The following is a 15,920-nucleotide window of genomic DNA, read 5'->3' as shown; positions in this document are numbered from 1 at the left end:
GTTGGGTGATCCGTTTCCGCATTTGACGACTGACTGACATAGCCTGCGGAGCCTGTCCGCCGGCATGGCCTTCTATTGTCGATGCGCCTGCGCCTCCCCTTTTCCCCTGCGCCGGGAAAGGAATGACATGACGAGCAAGACGGGTCTGGAATTCAAGGTTGGCGACGCGGTCGTCTATCCGGCGCACGGCGTCGGCAAGGTCGCGGCGGTCGAGACCCAGGAAGTCGCCGGCATGTCGCTGGAGGTCTATGTCGTGACCTTCGACCACGAGAAGATGACCCTGCGCGTCCCGACCAAGAAGGCCAAGACCGCCGGCCTGCGCACCCTGGCCGCCGACGACACCGTCACCAAGGCCCTGACCGTTCTCAAGGGCCGCGCCCGCATCAAGCGCACCATGTGGTCGCGTCGGGCGCAGGAATACGAAGCCAAGATCAACTCGGGCGACCTGATCTCGATCGCCGAGGTCGTCCGCGACCTGCACCGCGCCGAGACCCAGCCGGAACAGTCCTATTCGGAGCGCCAGCTCTATGAATCGGCGCTGGACCGCATGGCCCGCGAAGTCGCGGCCGCCAACAAGATCGACAAGGACGCGGCCGTCGAGCTGCTCGGCAAGTCGCTGAGCGCCAAGAAGGCCATCGTCCCCGCTGCCGAAGCCGCCTGATCAGACGCGCATCGCTGAAACGAAAAGGCCCGGGAGCGATCCCGGGCCTTTTTGCTGTGTGAATCTAGTCGGTGTCAGGCCGCCGGCTGGTCCAGCGAGCTCATGTCGATGACGAAGCGGTAGCGGACGTCGGACTTTTCCATCCGGTCGAAGGCGTGATTGATCTCGTCCATGCGGATCATCTCGACGTCGGGAAGGATGCCTTTCTCGGCGCAGAAATCGAGCATCTCCTGCGTCTCGCGGATGCCGCCGATGGGCGAGCCGGAGACCCGGCGACGGGCCAGCAGCAGCGGCAGGGTCGACATCTCCTCCATCGGACCCAGCTGGCCGACGATGACCAGGGTGCCGTCGATGTCGAGCAGCGGCATGTAGGGGTTGAGGTCGTGTTTCACCGGCACGGTGTCGATGATCAGGTCGAGGCTGTTCGTCGCCGCCTTCATCGCCGCCTTGTCCGACGAGACCAGCAGTTCATGCGCGCCCAACGCCTTCGCATCGGCTTCCTTGTCCGCCGTGCGGCTGAGCACCGTCACATGTGCGCCGAGGCCCGCGGCCAGCTTGACCGCCATGTGTCCCAGCCCACCCAGACCGATGACACCGACGCGGGTGCCTTCCTTGACGCCCCAGGTCTTCAGCGGCGACCAGGTCGTGATGCCCGCACACAGCAGGGGCGCGGCCTTGGCGATGTCCAGCGCATCCGGCACCGACAGGACGAACTCCTGACGCACCACAAGATGTTTGGAATAGCCGCCATAGGTCGGCTCGCCCGTGATCCTGTCCTTGCCGTTGTAGGTCTGGGTGTTGCCGTGGCGACAGAGTTGCTCCTCGCCCTTTTCGCACTGGTCGCAATGCTGGCAGCTGTCGACCATGCAGCCGACGGCGACGCGGTCGCCTTCCTTGAACCTCGTCACTTCCGGCCCGACGGCCGTGACGACGCCTACGATCTCATGGCCCGGCACCACCGGATACGACGACCAGCCCCAGTCGTTACGCGCCTGGTGCAGGTCCGAGTGGCAGACGCCGCAGTACTGGATCTCCATCTGCACGTCGTTGGCGCGGAGCTCACGGCGATCGAACTCCCACGGCGCCAGCGGGGCCGTGGTGGATTGGGCGGCGTAACCGATGGTCTTCATGGGGCGTCCTCGTGAGCAAGCGAACATACCGCCGGGCGCGGCGGACGGGCTACGGCATAGATAGGACGATGATCACTGGGCGGTAGGGCGAAATCGCCGGTGAGGCTCAGAAATACTCGGCGTTGGCCGGGCACTGGGCCGCAATACGGCGGGCGGTGATCGACGCCGGCAGATAGGGCGTGCCGCGGGCCAGCTGGGCGCCGCCGGTGAAGCGGAAGCTTTCCTGCTGGTAGGTCCCGTTGAGCCGCACGTTGACGCGACGGTTCTTGCGGTCCTGACAGGCGCCCTCGAACCGGGCGCGGCCGTTTCCGACCTCGCGCACCGGATAGGTGCACTGCCAGCGCCGCGTGGACAGGCCGCCGAAGAAGCGATTGATCTCGCTGGGGCGGACGCATTTCTGTTCGGTGTCCCGAACGCCGACCGCGCTGGTGGTGTATTCCCAGTAGCCGGGCAGCACGGGCGGCGGACTCTGGGCGGGTGCGGGAGCCGGCGAGCCGAGCATGAGGCCGCCGGCTACGACCGGCGCGGCGACGGCGAGAAGGCGGGTCAGGGAGGCGAGGTTCGGTCTCATGATCATGTCGTCTATATAGATGCGCCTGAACGGCGGTTGAACGGGTCTGGCGTCGTCGGGCCGCCTTGACGCGCGCGGGACTCTTCCTCTATACGCCCCCCTCTCGCGCGGGATGCCCTCCCGCGCGCACCTGTTTAATGCGTCTGCTCTCGCGGACCGCACCCGAAGGATAGTCAGATGTCGCGTCGTTGCGAACTCACCGGTATCGGCCCCATGGTCGGCAACAGCGTGAGCCACTCGAACATCAAGACCAAGCGTCGCTTCCTGCCGTCGCTGAAGGCGGTCAAGGTGACCTCGGAGGCCCTCGGCCAGACCTTCTCGCTGCGCATCTCGAACGCCGCGCTGCGCACGCTGGACTACAAGGGCGGCCTTGACGCCTTCATCGTCAAGGCGAAGGACGAGCAGCTATCGATCAGCGCCCAGCGCATCAAGCGTCAGGTCAAGGCCAAGCTGGCCGAGCAAGCCGCCGCCGCCTGATCGGCGACTGCACAAAGGTTTTGAAGAGGCCGGCGGACACGCCGGCCTTTTTCTTTGCCCGTGGCGACGGCACAGTCGGGCAATGACCCGCGACGAGATGTTCGCCTACGCCCTCGGTCAGCCCAGTGCAGAGGACTCAAACCTGCACGGTGGGCGATGCGTCCGGGTGTGCGGACACTGGATCGTCAACGATTCGCGAGAGCCGGATTCCCTCGCACTCGGGCTCGACAAGGGTACGGTCGAGTTCCTGATGGCGACTGAGCCTCAGACCTACTGGCAGACGCCGCATTTCGAGGGCTGGCCGGCCGTGCTGGTCCGCTACGAGGCGGCCGATGACGAGCGGCTGCGCGAGCAGATCGACAGGGCGTGGGCGCGGCGGGCGACGAAAGCCCAGCGCAAGGCCCGTGGGCTGGACCTCTGAACATTACAGGGAGTTCATTTGGCGCGACGACCATCCCGCCTAGGGTTCAGACCGCTGATCGATGGAGGGCTGAATGATCACCCGTGCACTCGCGCGAATCCTCATTCTGGGCGGGGCCGCCCTCGTCGCCAATGGCGCGCTGGCACAGGACAGGAACGCCCAGGGCGGCCCTGAATCCTCGGCCTTCACCCTTCAGACCGACCAGCCGCGCACGCCCGAGCAGGAGGCGGTGCGGTTCGACAAGGCCGACATCTCCCTGACCGTACTGCCCGACCAGAAGGCCATGCGCGGCGTGGGCGTGCTGGACTTCACGGCCCTGGCCCCTGTCGACCGGCTGGTGGTTGAGCTGGACGCCCTGTTCGATGTCTCGGACGTGCAGGTGGACGGTCAGACCATCGCCCGTGACGGATGGAGCAATCCCGAAGGCCGGATGACGATCCAGCTTCCGCGCACGCTGCAAGCTGGAGAGACGACCTCTCTGCGCATCGCCTATGGCGGTCAGCCCCGTACGGCCCGTCGCGCCCCGTGGAACGGCGGCTGGGTCTGGGCGACGGCGCCGACCGGCGAGCCGTGGATCGCCACGGCGGTGCAGCTGGACGGCTGCGACCTGATCTTCCCCTGCATCGACAACTCCAACGCCGAGCCGGGTCAGGTCGACATCCACATCACCGCGCCGTCGAACCTCAGCGCGCCCGCCAACGGGACCTTTCAGGGCAAGACCGACAACGGCGATGGCACGACGACTTGGAACTGGACCGTCCGTCACCCGAACATATACGCCGTCAACGTCACCGTCGGTCCGTATGAAGAGGTCTCGGCCGACTATCAGAGCCGGTTCGGCAACGTCATCCCGATGTATTTCTGGCACCTGAAGTCCGACAAGCCGGAGGACGTCCAGCGCCTGTTCGCCGAGTTTCCGCAGATGCTGGACTTCTTCGAACAGACCGTCGGGCCCTACCCCTTCGGCTACGAAAAGATGGGCGTGGTCGAGACGCCGCATCTGGGCATGGAGCACCAGACCATCAACGCCTACGGCAATGAGTTCAAACTGGATGAGCGGGGCTACGACTGGCTGTTGCAGCATGAGTTCAGTCACGAGTGGTTCGCCAACCAGCTGACCAACTGGAACGCCGACGACATGTGGCTGCACGAAGGGCTGGGCAGCTATATGCAGCCGCTCTACGCCCGCTGGCTGCGGGGCGAACGCTATATGCAGCGCGAGCTGGCAAACCAGCGCGAGGGCCTGCTGAACCGCGCGCCGATCGTGTCACGGACGCCGAAGACGGTGGATCAGGTCTATAACGACCCGACCGGGCCGGGCGGCGACATCTATTCCAAGGGCTCGCTGGTCACGCACACCCTGCGCATGACCCTGGGCGACGCGGACTTCTTCCGGGCGCTGCGTATCCTCGTCTACGGACGCCCAGATCCGGAACCCGGCAACTTCACGCCCCAGACCCGCTCGACGCCCGAATTCAACGAGATCGTCAACTCGGTGACGGGCCGAAACTACGACTGGTTCTTCAACGCCTACCTCTACGAAGCGTCGCTGCCCGTGCTGAACCAGACGCGCGACGGCGACAGGCTGAACCTGTCCTGGTCGACGCCGGCCGGCGTCTTCCCCATGCCGGTCGAGGTCGAGGTGGCCGGTCGGCTGCACACGGTGCCGATGCGTGATGGCCGCGGCTCGATCGACATTCCGCGTGGCGCGCCGGTGATCATCGATCCCGAGAACAAGATCCTGCGCCAGCTGGACGAGGTCGATCGGCTGGCCGCATACCGGGCCGCGCGTCGGTGAGGGCGATGCGCACCACGCTCGCCGCCGTCCTCTTGCTGATCGCCGGATCCGCGCTGGCGCAGGAGGCGGCAAGGGAGTCCACGCCCTTCACCCTGCAGACCGACCAGCCCCGCACAGCGGAGCAGCTGGCCATGCGGTTTGACAGGGCCGACCTGTCGATCAAGGTCATTCCCGACGACAAGGCCATCGACGCCGTCGCCGTGCTGGACTTCACCGCCACCGCGCCGATCAACCGGCTGGCGGTCGAGCTGGATACCCTGCTGGTCATTTCGATGGTGTCGGTTGACGGGCAGCCTGTTCCAGCGGACCGGTGGTCGAATCCGGAAGGCCGGCTGACGGTCGAACTGGGCCGCACGCTGGCGGCCGGCCAGACCGTTCAGCTCCGCATCGCTTATGCCGGCCAGCCCCGGGTCGCGCCGAACTCGCCCTGGAACGGCGGCTTCCAGTGGGAGACAGCGCCGACCGGCGAGCCGTGGATCGCCACGGCGGTGCAGGGCGAAGGCTGCGATATCTTCTGGCCCTGCATCGACCACCCGCTGGCTGAGCCCGGCCGGGTGGACCTGCACATCACCGTGCCGTCGAACCTGTCCGCGCCGTCCAATGGCCGCTTCATGGGCAAGGAAGATCATGGCGACGGCTGGACGACATGGAACTGGTCGGCGGCCAATCCGAACACCTACGCCATCGCCCTGACTGTCGGCCCCTACGAAGAGCGAACGGCAACCTATCACAGCCGGTTCGGCAACAGCTTCCCGACCACCTACTGGCATCTGAAGTCCGACGATCCGGCCAAGGTCGAAGCCCTGTTCGCCCAGTTCGCGCCCATGCTGGACTTCTACGAGGCGACCGTCGGCCCCTATCCCTTCGCCGACGAGAAGATGGGCGTGGTCGAGACGCCGCATCTGGGTATGGAGCACCAGACCATCAACGCCTACGGCAATCGCTACAAGCTGGACGGCCGGGGCTTCGACTGGCTGCTGCACCACGAGCTGTCGCATGAGTGGTTCGGAAATCAGCTGACCAACCGCAACGCCGACGACATGTGGCTGCACGAAGGGCTCGGCAGCTACATGCAGCCGCTCTATGACCGCTGGCTGCACGGCGACATGGCCATGCAGGCCTCGCTGCTGAAGTCGCGACAGGGGCTGGTGAACAAATTCCCGATCGTCTCTGGGCGCGAGATGACCGAGAGCCAGGTCTACGACGGCGATATCGGCCCGGGCGGGGACATCTACGGCAAGGGTTCGCTGATCGCCCACTCGCTGCGCCGGCTGATCGGCGACGAGGCCTTCTTCCGCTCAGTGACCCGGCTGGTTTACGGCACGGCCGATCCGCGCCCCGGCCAGTTCCGGCCGCGTAACGGCACGACCGACGAGTTCCTGTCCATCGTCAACCAGGAGACCGGACGCGACCTGACCTGGTTCTTCCGCGGCTATCTCTACAACGCCTCCCTGCCCGACCTGCGTCAGACGCGGGAGGCCGGCCGGTTGACGCTGGAATGGGTGACCGGCGACGGCGCGGTCTTCCCGATGCCGGTCGATGTGGAGGTGGATGGACGTCGTCAAATCCTGTCCATGCGCGATGGTAGGGGCGTCCTTCGCGTGCGTGACGGCGCGCATGTGCTGATCGATCCCGACAGCAAGGTGCTGCGCCGCCTCGACTTCATCGAGACGTGGAAGGCGTCTCAGACCGCCTCGGCCGTAACCGACTGACGGACCAGCTCGCAGGTCCCCTGCGTCGTCAGAAAGGCGATGTCCGCCGCATCGCGCCCACAGGCGATGCGCACCAGACCCTCGACCGGCGCCAGTCGCGTCGGATCTACCAACCACCAGCCGTTCGACAGCCAGACCTCGAAGATGGCGTGGAAGTCCGGCGGATTCAGCTGATGCGCAAAGGCGCTGACCGCGCGCGCCGGAATGCCCGACGCGCGACACAGGGTGATGCCCAGGTGGGTGAAGTCCCGGCACACGCCCGCCCGGTCGATGAAGGTGCGCGCGGCGGTGGTCTCGCTGTCGGACACACCGGGCTCGTAGTCCACATTCTCCGCGATCCAGTCGAGAATCCTGAGCACCCGGTCGCCGCCGATGGTGCCGCCGAACGTCCGCTCCACGAACCGGCCGAACTGGTCGGACGGGCAGTAGCGGCTGCCATTCAGATACGTCAGCACCTCTGAAGGTAGGTCGTTCCAGTCGTGTTGGACCGTCACCGGCGGCAGACCCTTCAGACTGCCGTTGTCGACCAAGGCCTCATAGGTCAGCGATACCTCGCCGGACAGGTGGGCGCGAAGGGTGCGGGCGCCGAACTCGTCGTCCTCGTCCTCGATGAACTGGACCTGCGGCGAGGTGGTCAGCCGCTCCTCGAGAATATTCTGGCCCGGCCACCGCGCGACCTGAATCTTGTAGATCGCGTCCGTCGGCGGCTCGAAGCGATAGACCAGTTCGGCGCGGACGCGGATTTTCATGCGGGGATTCCGGACAGGGAGCGGGGCCGTACGCGGCCCGACACAGGAACCCGCCATTCCCCCGTTCGTTTCCTCACCGCAAGGGGGACATCCGTCCTTTGAGGAATTCCACCATGAAATCGATGATTTATGTATCCGCCGCAGCCGCGACACTGCTCCTCGCGAGCTCTGCGTCAGCCCAGGTCGCTGGCGGTCTAACCGGTCAGGTCGGCGGCAATGTCGGCGTGACGACTCCGCCTGTCGGACAGGTTGTTCAGGGCGTTGGCTCCACCACCCGCGACACGGTTCAGGGCGCGGCCGGCATGACGCGGGAAACGGTGCGGGATGCGCGCAACGCAGCTCGCGACGCCCGCCCGAATGTCAACGCGAACGCTGACGTCCAGGCTCAGGCCCGTGCTGACCGCGACGGCGCCGCCGTGGACGCGGCTATCCAGAGCGGGGCCATGATCCACAGCTCGGACGGCGCGATGCTGGGAACCGTGACCGAGGTCGTCCGCAACACCGAAGGCCGCGCCACGTCGTTCGTCATGCGGACCGCCGATGGCGCGACGCGTACCGTGCCTGCCGGCAGCGTGAGCCTTGACGGTCAGGTGCTGGTCACCGGCTGGAGCGAAAGCCAGTTCAAGGCGCAGTAAACCGGCGGCGCCGCTGTCTTCGAAGCCCGCGTCGACAGGCGCGGGCTTTCGCACATCAGGGCTCCAGCTCGATGTCCCAGTAGAGATAATCCAGCCAGCTCTGGTGCAGGTAGTGCGGCGGAAAACGGCGGCCCAGTTCCTGAAGCTGCCAGGCGTTCGGCCGATGCGGCGCGCGGCGGATGGGCATGCCGGCCTGCTGGGGCGTGCGGCCGCCCTTGCGCAGGTTGCAGGGTCCACAGGCGGCGACGATGTTTTCCCACGTCGTGCGCCCGCCCCGGCTGCGCGGGATCACATGGTCGAAAGTCAGCTCGGCCGTGTCGCCGCAGTACTGGCAGGCGAAGCCGTCACGCAGGAAGACGTTGAAGCGGGTGAAGGCGGGCTGGCGGTCCTGATCGATATAGCTTTTCAGCGCGATCACGCTGGGCAGCTGGATCTCCATGGACGGGCTGCGCACGACCTTGTCGTAGACCGACACCACGTCGACGCGGTCCTGATAGACCGCCTTCACCGTCTCCTCCCACGACCATATCGACAGCGGGAAATAGGACAGCGGGCGGAAGTCGGCGTTCAGCACAAGGGCCGGCCAGCCGGACGGCGGGTTCTGGAGAACCTGCATCAGGTCCTCTCCCGCGGGCAGAGGGTCATTGAGGCGACAGGACTGAAGACACGTCTCCTTCCTTGTCTGAGCCTTCAGGCTAGTCCCGATTCGACGGCTTGGCGATGACTGTTCGGCGAAGGTTCGGCGACGGCGTCAGCGCTGCACCGTTCCCGGGAACGCCGGCAGGCTCCAGCCCCAATGAAGCGCCCCGGCCCGAAGCGCGAAGCCGATCGGCGCGGCGATAAAGGCCGCGGGCCAGGCCTCCAGCCCGAGGGAGCGGGCTACGACGAAAATCGTCGCGGCCAGCAGGGCCGCGGAGACGGTGATCTCGCGCCTCAGCAGGATCGACGGCTCGCCCGCGAGGATGTCCCGCACGATCCCGCCGAAGCAGGCCGTCAGCGCGCCCATGACGATGCAGATCAGCGGCGCGATCTGGAACGCCTCGGCCTTGGCCGCGCCCATCACGCCGTAGGCGGCCAGACCGATCGCATCGAGCCACAGCAGGGCCCGGAACCGCCACGGCCGGCTGCCGATCATCCAGACCGCCACCGAGGCCGCCAGACAGACGGCGATATAGCGCCAGTCATGCACCCAGAAGACCGGCGCGCCGATCAGCAGGTCGCGCAGGGTGCCGCCGCCCACACCGGTGATGGCGCCGAAAAAGGCGAAGGTGACGAGGTCGTGCTTCTGTCGCGCCGCCGCCAGCGCGCCGGTCGCCGCGAACACGGCCACGCCGGCGAAGTCGAGCGCGCCGAGCACGGTCTTCGGGTCGGCCAGGGCGGGATCGACGATGGGTGTCATGTCCTTTTCCTAGCGGGAGATGAGCGCATCCTCCAGAGTCGCCTCGCCCCGCTTCACCGCGCCATACCAGCCCCACAGCAGATGCGCCGCCACGCTGCGGTGCGGCTTCCATGCTTCCGACCGCAGATAGGCGTCCCGCTCCTTCGGCCGCGTCGGCGACCCGTCCGCCCAGCGCATGGCCTCCTGCAGGGCGATGTCTCCGGCGGGGAAGACATCCCGCCGCCCCTCGGCGAACATCAGGAAGGTCTCCGCCGTCCATCGACCGACGCCCTTGATGGCCACCAGCCGCGCGGTCGCCTCCTCGTCCGACAGCCGCTCAAGATGGTCGAAGTCGATACGGCCCTCAACATGGGCGCGGGCGATCTCATGGCCATATGTCGCCTTCTGGATCGACAGCCCCATGCTGCGCAACGCCTCGATCGGCGTCGCCAGCGTGCGCTCCGGCGTCACCTCGCCGCCCAGTCCCGCCTCCACCCGCGCCCAGATCGCCACGGCCGACGCCAGCGAGACCTGTTGATCGACGATCATGTGAAACAGTCCCTCGAACCCGCCGATCCGCCGCCGCCACTCGAAGGCGGGCGTCTGGGCGTGGGCGCGGGCGAGCCGAGGATCGATCCCGACCACCGTACGACGCGCGGCCTCGATGTCGTCGAACCAATAGGGTGTCTGCATCGCGCCAGGGTATCCGGTAATGCGCCCACCCAGAACCACCCAAACAGCGGCATTCGGCCGTTGTCATCCGGCCGATAACATCTATTATTATATCATGACCATGACCGTAGAACTTGGGGCTCTCGAGCCGATCGTCGCCGATCTTGTAGCTAATGGCCGTTACGGGTCGAAGAGCGAAGTCTTGCGCGCCGGGGTCCGGCTTGTTCAGGAGCGCGAAGCTCGACTGGCCGAACTCATGATGAAGCTGCAGGAAGGCATAGATGCAGCAGACCGCGGCGAACTACTTGATATCGACGACGTCTTCGACGAACTCGCTCAGCGGTATGGCTCGCCTCAGGAATGAGGGTTGTCCTGACGGCGCCGGCTCGGCTTGATCTGATCGCAATCGGCGACTGGATCGCACAGGACAGTCCGGGCGACGCGCTGAAGTTCATTTCGCGCCTGCGCAAGGCTTGCGCCGAACTGTCCACCCTCGCGCATCGATATGGCGAGAATCCACGGATCGGACTTAGAAAAAGACCGGTCGGCAACTACCTCATTTTCTATCGTATTTCCGCCGAGGTTCAGATCATTCGCATCATCCACACCGCTCGCGACTGGGAAGTCATTCTGGGCGAACCCTGACGATGTTCGCCACCCGCTTCGCCCCCTCCCCGACCGGCCGCCTGCACAGGGGTCACGCCTTCTCGGCCCTGACGGCATGGCATGCGGCCAAGGCGGCGGGCGGGCGATTCATTCTCCGCATCGAGGACATCGACCCGACGCGTTGCCGGCCCGGGTTCGACGCCCGCATTCTCGAAGATCTCGGCTGGCTCGGACTGGACTGGGAGACGCCGGTCCGGCGGCAGTCGGAGCATCTTCCCGACTATGCGACGGTGGTCGATACGCTGGAGCGCCGGGGGCTGATGTACCGATGCTTCCGGACCCGCAAGGAGATCATGGACGCCATCGGCGATGCGCCCCACGGACCGGTCGAGGCCGCCCGGCCGGGTCCCCATCCGGCCGACGAGGAGGCGCAACTGCTGGCCGAGGGACGACCCTTTGCGTGGCGGCTTTCACTGGACCGCGCGCGCGATCTGCTGGGCGAAAGGGCGTGGAATGCACTCGCCTTCGTCGAGGAGGGCGAAGGCCCTGACGGAGAACGCGGCCTGATCCCGGCGCGTCCGGAAACAGCCGGCGACGTGGTGCTGGCCCGCAAGGATGCGGGCACGGCCTACCATCTGGCGGTCGCCCACGACGACGCCCTGCAACGGATCACCCATGTCATCCGGGGACAGGATCTGTTCGAGGCCACGCATATTCAGGTGCTGCTGCAGGCGCTGATGGGCTGGCAGACGCCCGTCTATCGCCATCACCGCCTGCTGACCGGCGAGGATGGCCGGCGCTACGCCAAGCGCGACCGGTCGGTCACGCTCGCGGAGCTACGGCAAGGCGGACTGGACCCGAGGACCCTGCGGGCAGAGCTGGGCTTCTGATCAGCGGAACAGCCGGCCGCTCGCCTTTGACGCGGCGAAGACCACGTCGCCATCCGGCTTGTCGGCCCTCGCGCCGGGCCCGCCGATCGTGCGCAGGATGTGGCGCATGATGTTCAGCCGGGCCGTCTTCTTGTCGTCGGTAGCGACCACCATCCACGGCGCGGCCTTGTGGTCGGTCTCGTCCAGCATGCGGTCACGGGCGCCGGAATAGGCATCCCAGCGGGACTGGGCCTCGGAGTCCAGCGACGACACCTTGAACCGCTTCAGGGGATCCTCGACCCGCTCCTCCAGCCGCTTCGCCTGCTCCTTCTTGGAGATATCCAGCCACAGCTTGATGATGTTGACGCCGTTCTCGGCCAGCATCTGTTCGAAGCGCGGGGCGTCCCGGAGGAACTGCTCATGCTGCGCAGGGGTGCAGAACCCCATCACGGGCTCGACGCCGGCGCGATTGTACCAAGAGCGGTTGAAAATCACCGTCTCGCCGCCCGCCGGCAGATGCGGCGCATAACGCTGGAAATACCACTGGCTGGTCTCGCGCTCGGTCGGCTTGGGCAGGGCGACGACGCGGGTCTGGCGCGGCGAGGCGTATTCGGTGATGCGCTTGATCGCCCCATCCTTGCCCGCGCTGTCGCGACCCTCGAACACGATCAGGGTCTTGCGGCCTTCGTCGATGGTCCAGGCCTGGGTCTCGACCAGCAGGATCTGCAACTGTTCGAGCGCGTCGTCATAGGCGTCGGATTTCTTGCTCATCCGGCCATCGTGCTCGCGAGACGCCCGGACGGCAATGCTGCTGTGTTGCAGGACTGTTTCAGGCAAGACCAGATGCGGCCCTGATCCTGACCACGAACTCACGTGTTCGGATGGCGTGCTGCGGCTAGGACGATGAAGACAAACAGGGGATGTTCGATGCTGATCACCAACCGCCGCGCCCTGCTGGGCGGGCTCGCGCTCGCGCCTGTCGCCGCCGCCTTTCCCGCCCTCGCCCGGGAGGCGCCGTCGGATCAGGCGAATGCAGCGCTCGACGCCGAGTTCACGCAGCACGCACCGCCCGCCATGGTCGCCGCCGTCGTTGGGCGGGACGGCGTGATCTGGTCCGGCGTGCGGGGTGTCCGCCGCTCCGGCGGCAGCGAGCCGGCGACGCTGGATCATCTCTGGCACCTCGGGTCCAACGGCAAGGCGATGACGGCCGTGCTCTATGCCCGACTGGTCGAGCAGGGCCGGGGGAAGTGGGGCGCGACACTGGCCGAGGTTTTCCCGGATCTGACTATCGATCCCGCGCTCCAGCCCGTGACCATCGACGACCTGCTGTGCCATCGCTCGGGGATTTCGGATCGCGATGTGATGACGCGCGAGGTCCTGATCGCCGGGCATCAGGACCAGCGCCCGACGCGTCAGCAGCGCATCGACTTCACCGCAATGGTGCTGGACAAGACCCCGACGGGAACGCGGGGAACCTTCAGCTATTCCAACGCCAACTACGTTCTGGCCGGCGCCGTCATCGAGCGGCTGATCGATCGCCCTTGGGAAGACGCCATCAAGGCCGAGGTGTTCGATCCGCTGGGCATGGCGTCTGTCGGTCATGGGGCGCCGCAGGGGGATCAGCCGTGGGGCCACCGCCTGATGGGCGAGACCATGGGCGCGGTCGACCCGGCGCGCGGCGCCGATAACCCGCCGGTCTTCGGGCCGGCGGGACGCATGCATATGACCGTCGCCGACTATGCGAGGTTCCTGCACCTCTATCTGACCCAGGGCGGCGGCCTGATCCGGCCCGAAGCCTTGGCGTATCTGACGACGCCGCCCGAGGGCGCGCCGCCGCCGTACGCCTATGGCTGGGGAGTACGAGCCGATCCGGCGCTCGGGGCCACACTCGGGCACGAGGGCTCCAACACCATGTGGCACGCGATCGCTCAGGTCGCGCCCGACAAGGGACTGGCCGTGCTGTGCATCGCCAACGAGCGCAGCAAGGGCGGCCCGGCCAATCAGGCGCTGGCCCGGAGTCTGATGACGCTCTACGCCGCCTGAGGGAGCGGATCGCGGCTCCAGGCTTTACCGTATGAATGAGCCGCGAAATCGCTGATCTCTGGAGTGGCGGCGTCAGCGTGGCGCTGGGCGCCTGCGCCGTGTTCGCCCTGATCGACGGGCTGGCTCCGCCCCAGGACCTGCCGTGGACGCCGCTGGACATCCGTCATCCGATCGGCGCCGCGACCGAAGCGCGCATCAGCAAGTTCGAGCTCTCGCGCGCCGAGAGGCCCGAGGTTGTCGAGGTCAGGACCGATGACTGCATGCGTCGCCTGCGGGAGGCCGGGGTCGAGGTCCAGCGCGCCGAAGACCTGAATGACGGCGGCTTCTGCATCGTTCAGGGCGCGGTCCGCATCGCCGGAGGGGACGTTACGCCCATCGCACCGGCCGACAGCCCCATGCAATGCCCGCTCGCGTTGCGATATGTGATCTGGGACCGACAGGTGCTGCGACCGGCAGCCCAGGCCATGGGATCGGAGCTTGCGTCGGTGCAGAGCTACGGCACCTATTCCTGCCGGCGCATCTATGGCTCGACCGAGAGCGCGGACCGGCCCAGCGAGCATGCCCGGGCCAATGCGCTGGATGTCGGATCGGTCACCCTGAAGGACGGCAGAACCATATCCGTGCTGGACGATTGGGATGGTCAAGGGCCCGGCGGCGCCCCGGCCGCCATCTTCCTGCGACAGGTGCGGGACGGCGCCTGCCGGCTGTTCTCGACGGTGCTGACGCCGGACTACAACGCCGCCCACGCCAACCACCTGCATCTGGATGGCGCGCCCCACAGCCTCTGCGCCATGGGACCTTCGCCCGAGGAGCGCCGGAGGCTGGAGGCGAAAGCGGGTTGACCGGTCCGGCTTTGCGGTGGAGAACTTCGTCCCGCAGTCCGGATTTCGCGCGGTCTCCACCCCCGTGCTCGCTGGTTCGATGAACGAGCTTGTCCAGATGGGCTGACGGATGACCCCGTCGGGGCGTCCGCCTGGAAAGCGCGTTTACGGAGACGCATTATGGCGACCGGCACGGTCAAGTGGTTCAACCCGACCAAGGGTTTCGGCTTCATCCAGCCTGATGGCGGCGGTCAGGACGTTTTCGTCCACATCACCGCTGTTCAAAAGGCAGGCCTCCAAGGCCTCGATGAAAACGCCAAGGTCGAATACGAGCTGGAATCCCAGCGCGGCAAGACGTCGGCGGTCGACCTGAAGGTTCTCTGACCTAAAGGTCCGCCTTCGCGGATACGACGGGCGCGGCGGCTTCGGCTTCCGCGCCCGTTTTGCGTCTGGAGGACCACTGGGCCAGAACGACGGCGGCCAGCACCACCGCGCCGCCGGCCAACTGGATCGGCGTCAGCGTCTCGCCGAAGATGCGCCAGCCCAACAGGCCCGCCACGACTGGCTGAACGAGAATGGTCACGGCCGTCAGCGCGGCCGGCAGCCGGCCCAGCGCCCAGGCCACGCCGCCCTGTCCGGCCACATGCACCAGTCCCAGTCCGATGCAGGCAGCCCACCCTGCCGCGCCCAGCGGAACGATCTGCTCGCGCATGATCAGGGCGGCCAGCAGCATCAGCGGAATGCCGGCCGCCGTGGACCACAGCATCACCTTCTGCGCCGTCGCCGCCCGGCGGGCGCGCTGGATGGCGAGGAAATAGCTGGCGTACCAGACCGTCACCGAAAGGGAGAGCATATCCCCCAGCAGGGTCCGGTCCCGCGCCGCGCCCTCGCTCGACGCCCCTAACGCCATCGCGGCGGCGCCCGCCATCGCCAGCACGAGCGCCAGCAGGAACAGGTTGCGCGGCCGCTCTTTCAGCACCAACCACGCGAAACCGGTGACCACCACAGGCGTCAGATTGCACAGCACCGTAGCGTTGGCGACCGAGGTCAGGACCAGCCCGTAGTGCCAGAAGCTCATGTCGAGCGCGAAGAACAGACCCGCCAGCAGCATCCAGGGACTGGGATGGCCGAAACCGCCCTCCCCTGCGGCGCCCGAGCGAGCGGCGAGGATGGTGAGCAGCGGCAGGGCGAACATCAGCCGCCACAGCCCCGCCGCCGCCGGTCCCGTCTCGGTCAGGCGCACCAGTATGGGCGCGAGACCCAGCACACTGGCGGCGGCGACGAGAACAAGCAGTGCGGTCAGACGCGAGGTCGGCATGACGCCGGTATAGGCCGCATCACCCCGCGGCGTCATCGGCGCTTCTCGCCTACGCGCCG

At 66.8% G+C, this 15,920-nt stretch carries 20 protein-coding genes; 12 read left to right on the top strand and 8 right to left on the bottom strand.

Annotated features, from left to right (window positions below; translation table 11 throughout):
- The first annotated feature begins 127 nt into the window (after positions 1 to 127).
- Positions 128 to 661, top strand: a complete 534-nt coding sequence (locus ACIQC9_RS01350) for a CarD family transcriptional regulator (protein ID WP_400611816.1) — start codon at positions 128 to 130, stop codon at positions 659 to 661.
- Between the two features lie 74 nt (positions 662 to 735).
- Here ACIQC9_RS01350 and ACIQC9_RS01345 read toward each other — a convergent pair whose 3' ends face one another.
- Together ACIQC9_RS01345 and ACIQC9_RS01340 are read right to left on the bottom strand one after the other, a co-directional pair.
- On the bottom strand, positions 736 to 1,791 hold the full coding sequence (locus ACIQC9_RS01345) for an NAD(P)-dependent alcohol dehydrogenase (RefSeq protein WP_400611815.1): 1,056 nt from the start codon (positions 1,789 to 1,791) through the stop codon (positions 736 to 738).
- A 106-nt stretch (positions 1,792 to 1,897) separates the two neighbouring features.
- Complete coding sequence (locus ACIQC9_RS01340) at positions 1,898 to 2,368, bottom strand: DUF3617 domain-containing protein (protein ID WP_400611814.1); 471 nt, start codon at positions 2,366 to 2,368, stop codon at positions 1,898 to 1,900.
- A gap of 171 nt (positions 2,369 to 2,539) precedes the next feature.
- Here ACIQC9_RS01340 and rpmB point away from each other — a divergent pair, with 171 nt between their 5' ends.
- The 4 genes from rpmB (at position 2,540) to ACIQC9_RS01320 (ending at position 6,770) form a co-directional block, all read left to right on the top strand.
- Positions 2,540 to 2,839, top strand: coding sequence for a 50S ribosomal protein L28 (rpmB, locus tag ACIQC9_RS01335; RefSeq protein ID WP_400611813.1), 300 nt, complete (start codon positions 2,540 to 2,542; stop codon positions 2,837 to 2,839).
- An 82-nt stretch (positions 2,840 to 2,921) separates the two neighbouring features.
- Positions 2,922 to 3,260 (top strand): MmcQ/YjbR family DNA-binding protein, encoded by a 339-nt coding sequence (locus ACIQC9_RS01330; protein ID WP_400611812.1) that lies wholly within the window; start codon positions 2,922 to 2,924, stop codon positions 3,258 to 3,260.
- A 73-nt stretch (positions 3,261 to 3,333) separates the two neighbouring features.
- Positions 3,334 to 5,058, top strand: coding sequence for a M1 family metallopeptidase (locus tag ACIQC9_RS01325; protein WP_400611811.1), 1,725 nt, complete (start codon positions 3,334 to 3,336; stop codon positions 5,056 to 5,058).
- 5 nt (positions 5,059 to 5,063) lie between these two features.
- Positions 5,064 to 6,770, top strand: coding sequence for a M1 family metallopeptidase (locus ACIQC9_RS01320; protein WP_400611810.1), 1,707 nt, complete (start codon positions 5,064 to 5,066; stop codon positions 6,768 to 6,770).
- Here the strand turns inward: ACIQC9_RS01320 and ACIQC9_RS01315 are convergent.
- The gene (locus tag ACIQC9_RS01315) at positions 6,743 to 7,519 is read right to left on the bottom strand and encodes a transglutaminase family protein (RefSeq protein WP_400611809.1); all 777 of its coding nucleotides are present in this window, start codon (positions 7,517 to 7,519) and stop codon (positions 6,743 to 6,745) included. The genes ACIQC9_RS01320 and ACIQC9_RS01315 overlap by 28 nt on opposite strands.
- 113 nt (positions 7,520 to 7,632) lie before the next feature.
- On the opposite strand from ACIQC9_RS01315, the gene ACIQC9_RS01310 reads away from it, so the two are divergent.
- Positions 7,633 to 8,154 (top strand): hypothetical protein, encoded by a 522-nt coding sequence (locus ACIQC9_RS01310; RefSeq protein ID WP_400611808.1) that lies wholly within the window; start codon positions 7,633 to 7,635, stop codon positions 8,152 to 8,154.
- Between the two features lie 55 nt (positions 8,155 to 8,209).
- Here the strand turns inward: ACIQC9_RS01310 and ACIQC9_RS01305 are convergent, their stop codons facing one another.
- The 3 genes from ACIQC9_RS01305 to ACIQC9_RS01295 form a co-directional block, all read right to left on the bottom strand.
- A complete protein-coding gene (locus ACIQC9_RS01305) occupies positions 8,210 to 8,770 on the bottom strand; it encodes an HNH endonuclease (RefSeq protein ID WP_400611807.1) in 561 nt (186 codons plus the stop codon).
- 135 nt (positions 8,771 to 8,905) lie between these two features.
- The gene (locus ACIQC9_RS01300) at positions 8,906 to 9,553 is read right to left on the bottom strand and encodes a trimeric intracellular cation channel family protein (RefSeq protein WP_400611806.1); all 648 of its coding nucleotides are present in this window, start codon (positions 9,551 to 9,553) and stop codon (positions 8,906 to 8,908) included.
- A gap of 9 nt (positions 9,554 to 9,562) precedes the next feature.
- On the bottom strand, positions 9,563 to 10,225 hold the full coding sequence (locus tag ACIQC9_RS01295) for a DNA-3-methyladenine glycosylase family protein (RefSeq protein WP_400611805.1): 663 nt from the start codon (positions 10,223 to 10,225) through the stop codon (positions 9,563 to 9,565).
- A 94-nt stretch (positions 10,226 to 10,319) separates the two neighbouring features.
- On the opposite strand from ACIQC9_RS01295, the gene ACIQC9_RS01290 reads away from it, so the two are divergent.
- Genes ACIQC9_RS01290 through gluQRS form a run of 3 tightly spaced genes read left to right on the top strand, consistent with a single transcriptional unit; the run spans position 10,320 to position 11,700 of the window.
- Positions 10,320 to 10,568, top strand: coding sequence for a type II toxin-antitoxin system ParD family antitoxin (locus ACIQC9_RS01290; RefSeq protein WP_400611804.1), 249 nt, complete (start codon positions 10,320 to 10,322; stop codon positions 10,566 to 10,568).
- Positions 10,565 to 10,849, top strand: a complete 285-nt coding sequence (locus ACIQC9_RS01285) for a type II toxin-antitoxin system RelE/ParE family toxin (protein ID WP_400611803.1) — start codon at positions 10,565 to 10,567, stop codon at positions 10,847 to 10,849. The genes ACIQC9_RS01290 and ACIQC9_RS01285 overlap by 4 nt, the downstream gene beginning before the upstream one ends.
- Positions 10,850 to 10,851: 2 nt before the next feature.
- A complete protein-coding gene (gene gluQRS, locus ACIQC9_RS01280; protein WP_400611802.1) occupies positions 10,852 to 11,700 on the top strand; it encodes a tRNA glutamyl-Q(34) synthetase GluQRS in 849 nt (282 codons plus the stop codon).
- On the opposite strand, the gene ppk2 is transcribed toward gluQRS, so the two are convergent.
- Positions 11,701 to 12,450: a polyphosphate kinase 2 gene (gene ppk2, locus ACIQC9_RS01275; protein ID WP_400611801.1), complete on the bottom strand. Its 750-nt coding sequence runs from the start codon at positions 12,448 to 12,450 to the stop codon at positions 11,701 to 11,703.
- A gap of 156 nt (positions 12,451 to 12,606) precedes the next feature.
- Here ppk2 and ACIQC9_RS01270 point away from each other — a divergent pair, with 156 nt between their 5' ends.
- The 3 genes from ACIQC9_RS01270 to ACIQC9_RS01260 all read left to right on the top strand — a co-directional run bounded on the left by ACIQC9_RS01270 (position 12,607) and on the right by ACIQC9_RS01260 (position 14,927).
- Positions 12,607 to 13,722, top strand: coding sequence for a serine hydrolase domain-containing protein (locus ACIQC9_RS01270; protein ID WP_400611800.1), 1,116 nt, complete (start codon positions 12,607 to 12,609; stop codon positions 13,720 to 13,722).
- Positions 13,723 to 13,757: 35 nt separating this feature from the next.
- The gene (locus ACIQC9_RS01265) at positions 13,758 to 14,564 is read left to right on the top strand and encodes an extensin family protein (RefSeq protein WP_400611799.1); all 807 of its coding nucleotides are present in this window, start codon (positions 13,758 to 13,760) and stop codon (positions 14,562 to 14,564) included.
- A 159-nt stretch (positions 14,565 to 14,723) separates the two neighbouring features.
- Positions 14,724 to 14,927 (top strand): cold-shock protein, encoded by a 204-nt coding sequence (locus ACIQC9_RS01260; protein ID WP_400611798.1) that lies wholly within the window; start codon positions 14,724 to 14,726, stop codon positions 14,925 to 14,927.
- Position 14,928: 1 nt separating this feature from the next.
- On the opposite strand, the gene ACIQC9_RS01255 is transcribed toward ACIQC9_RS01260, so the two are convergent.
- Positions 14,929 to 15,897, bottom strand: a complete 969-nt coding sequence (locus ACIQC9_RS01255; protein WP_400611797.1) for a DMT family transporter — start codon at positions 15,895 to 15,897, stop codon at positions 14,929 to 14,931.
- Between the last annotated feature and the right edge of the window lie 23 nt (positions 15,898 to 15,920).

The sequence above is a fragment of the Brevundimonas sp. NPDC092305 genome, from assembly GCF_044755415.1.
In the GTDB taxonomy this organism is placed as follows: domain Bacteria; phylum Pseudomonadota; class Alphaproteobacteria; order Caulobacterales; family Caulobacteraceae; genus Brevundimonas.
This window is presented reverse-complemented; position numbering and strand designations above follow the sequence as displayed.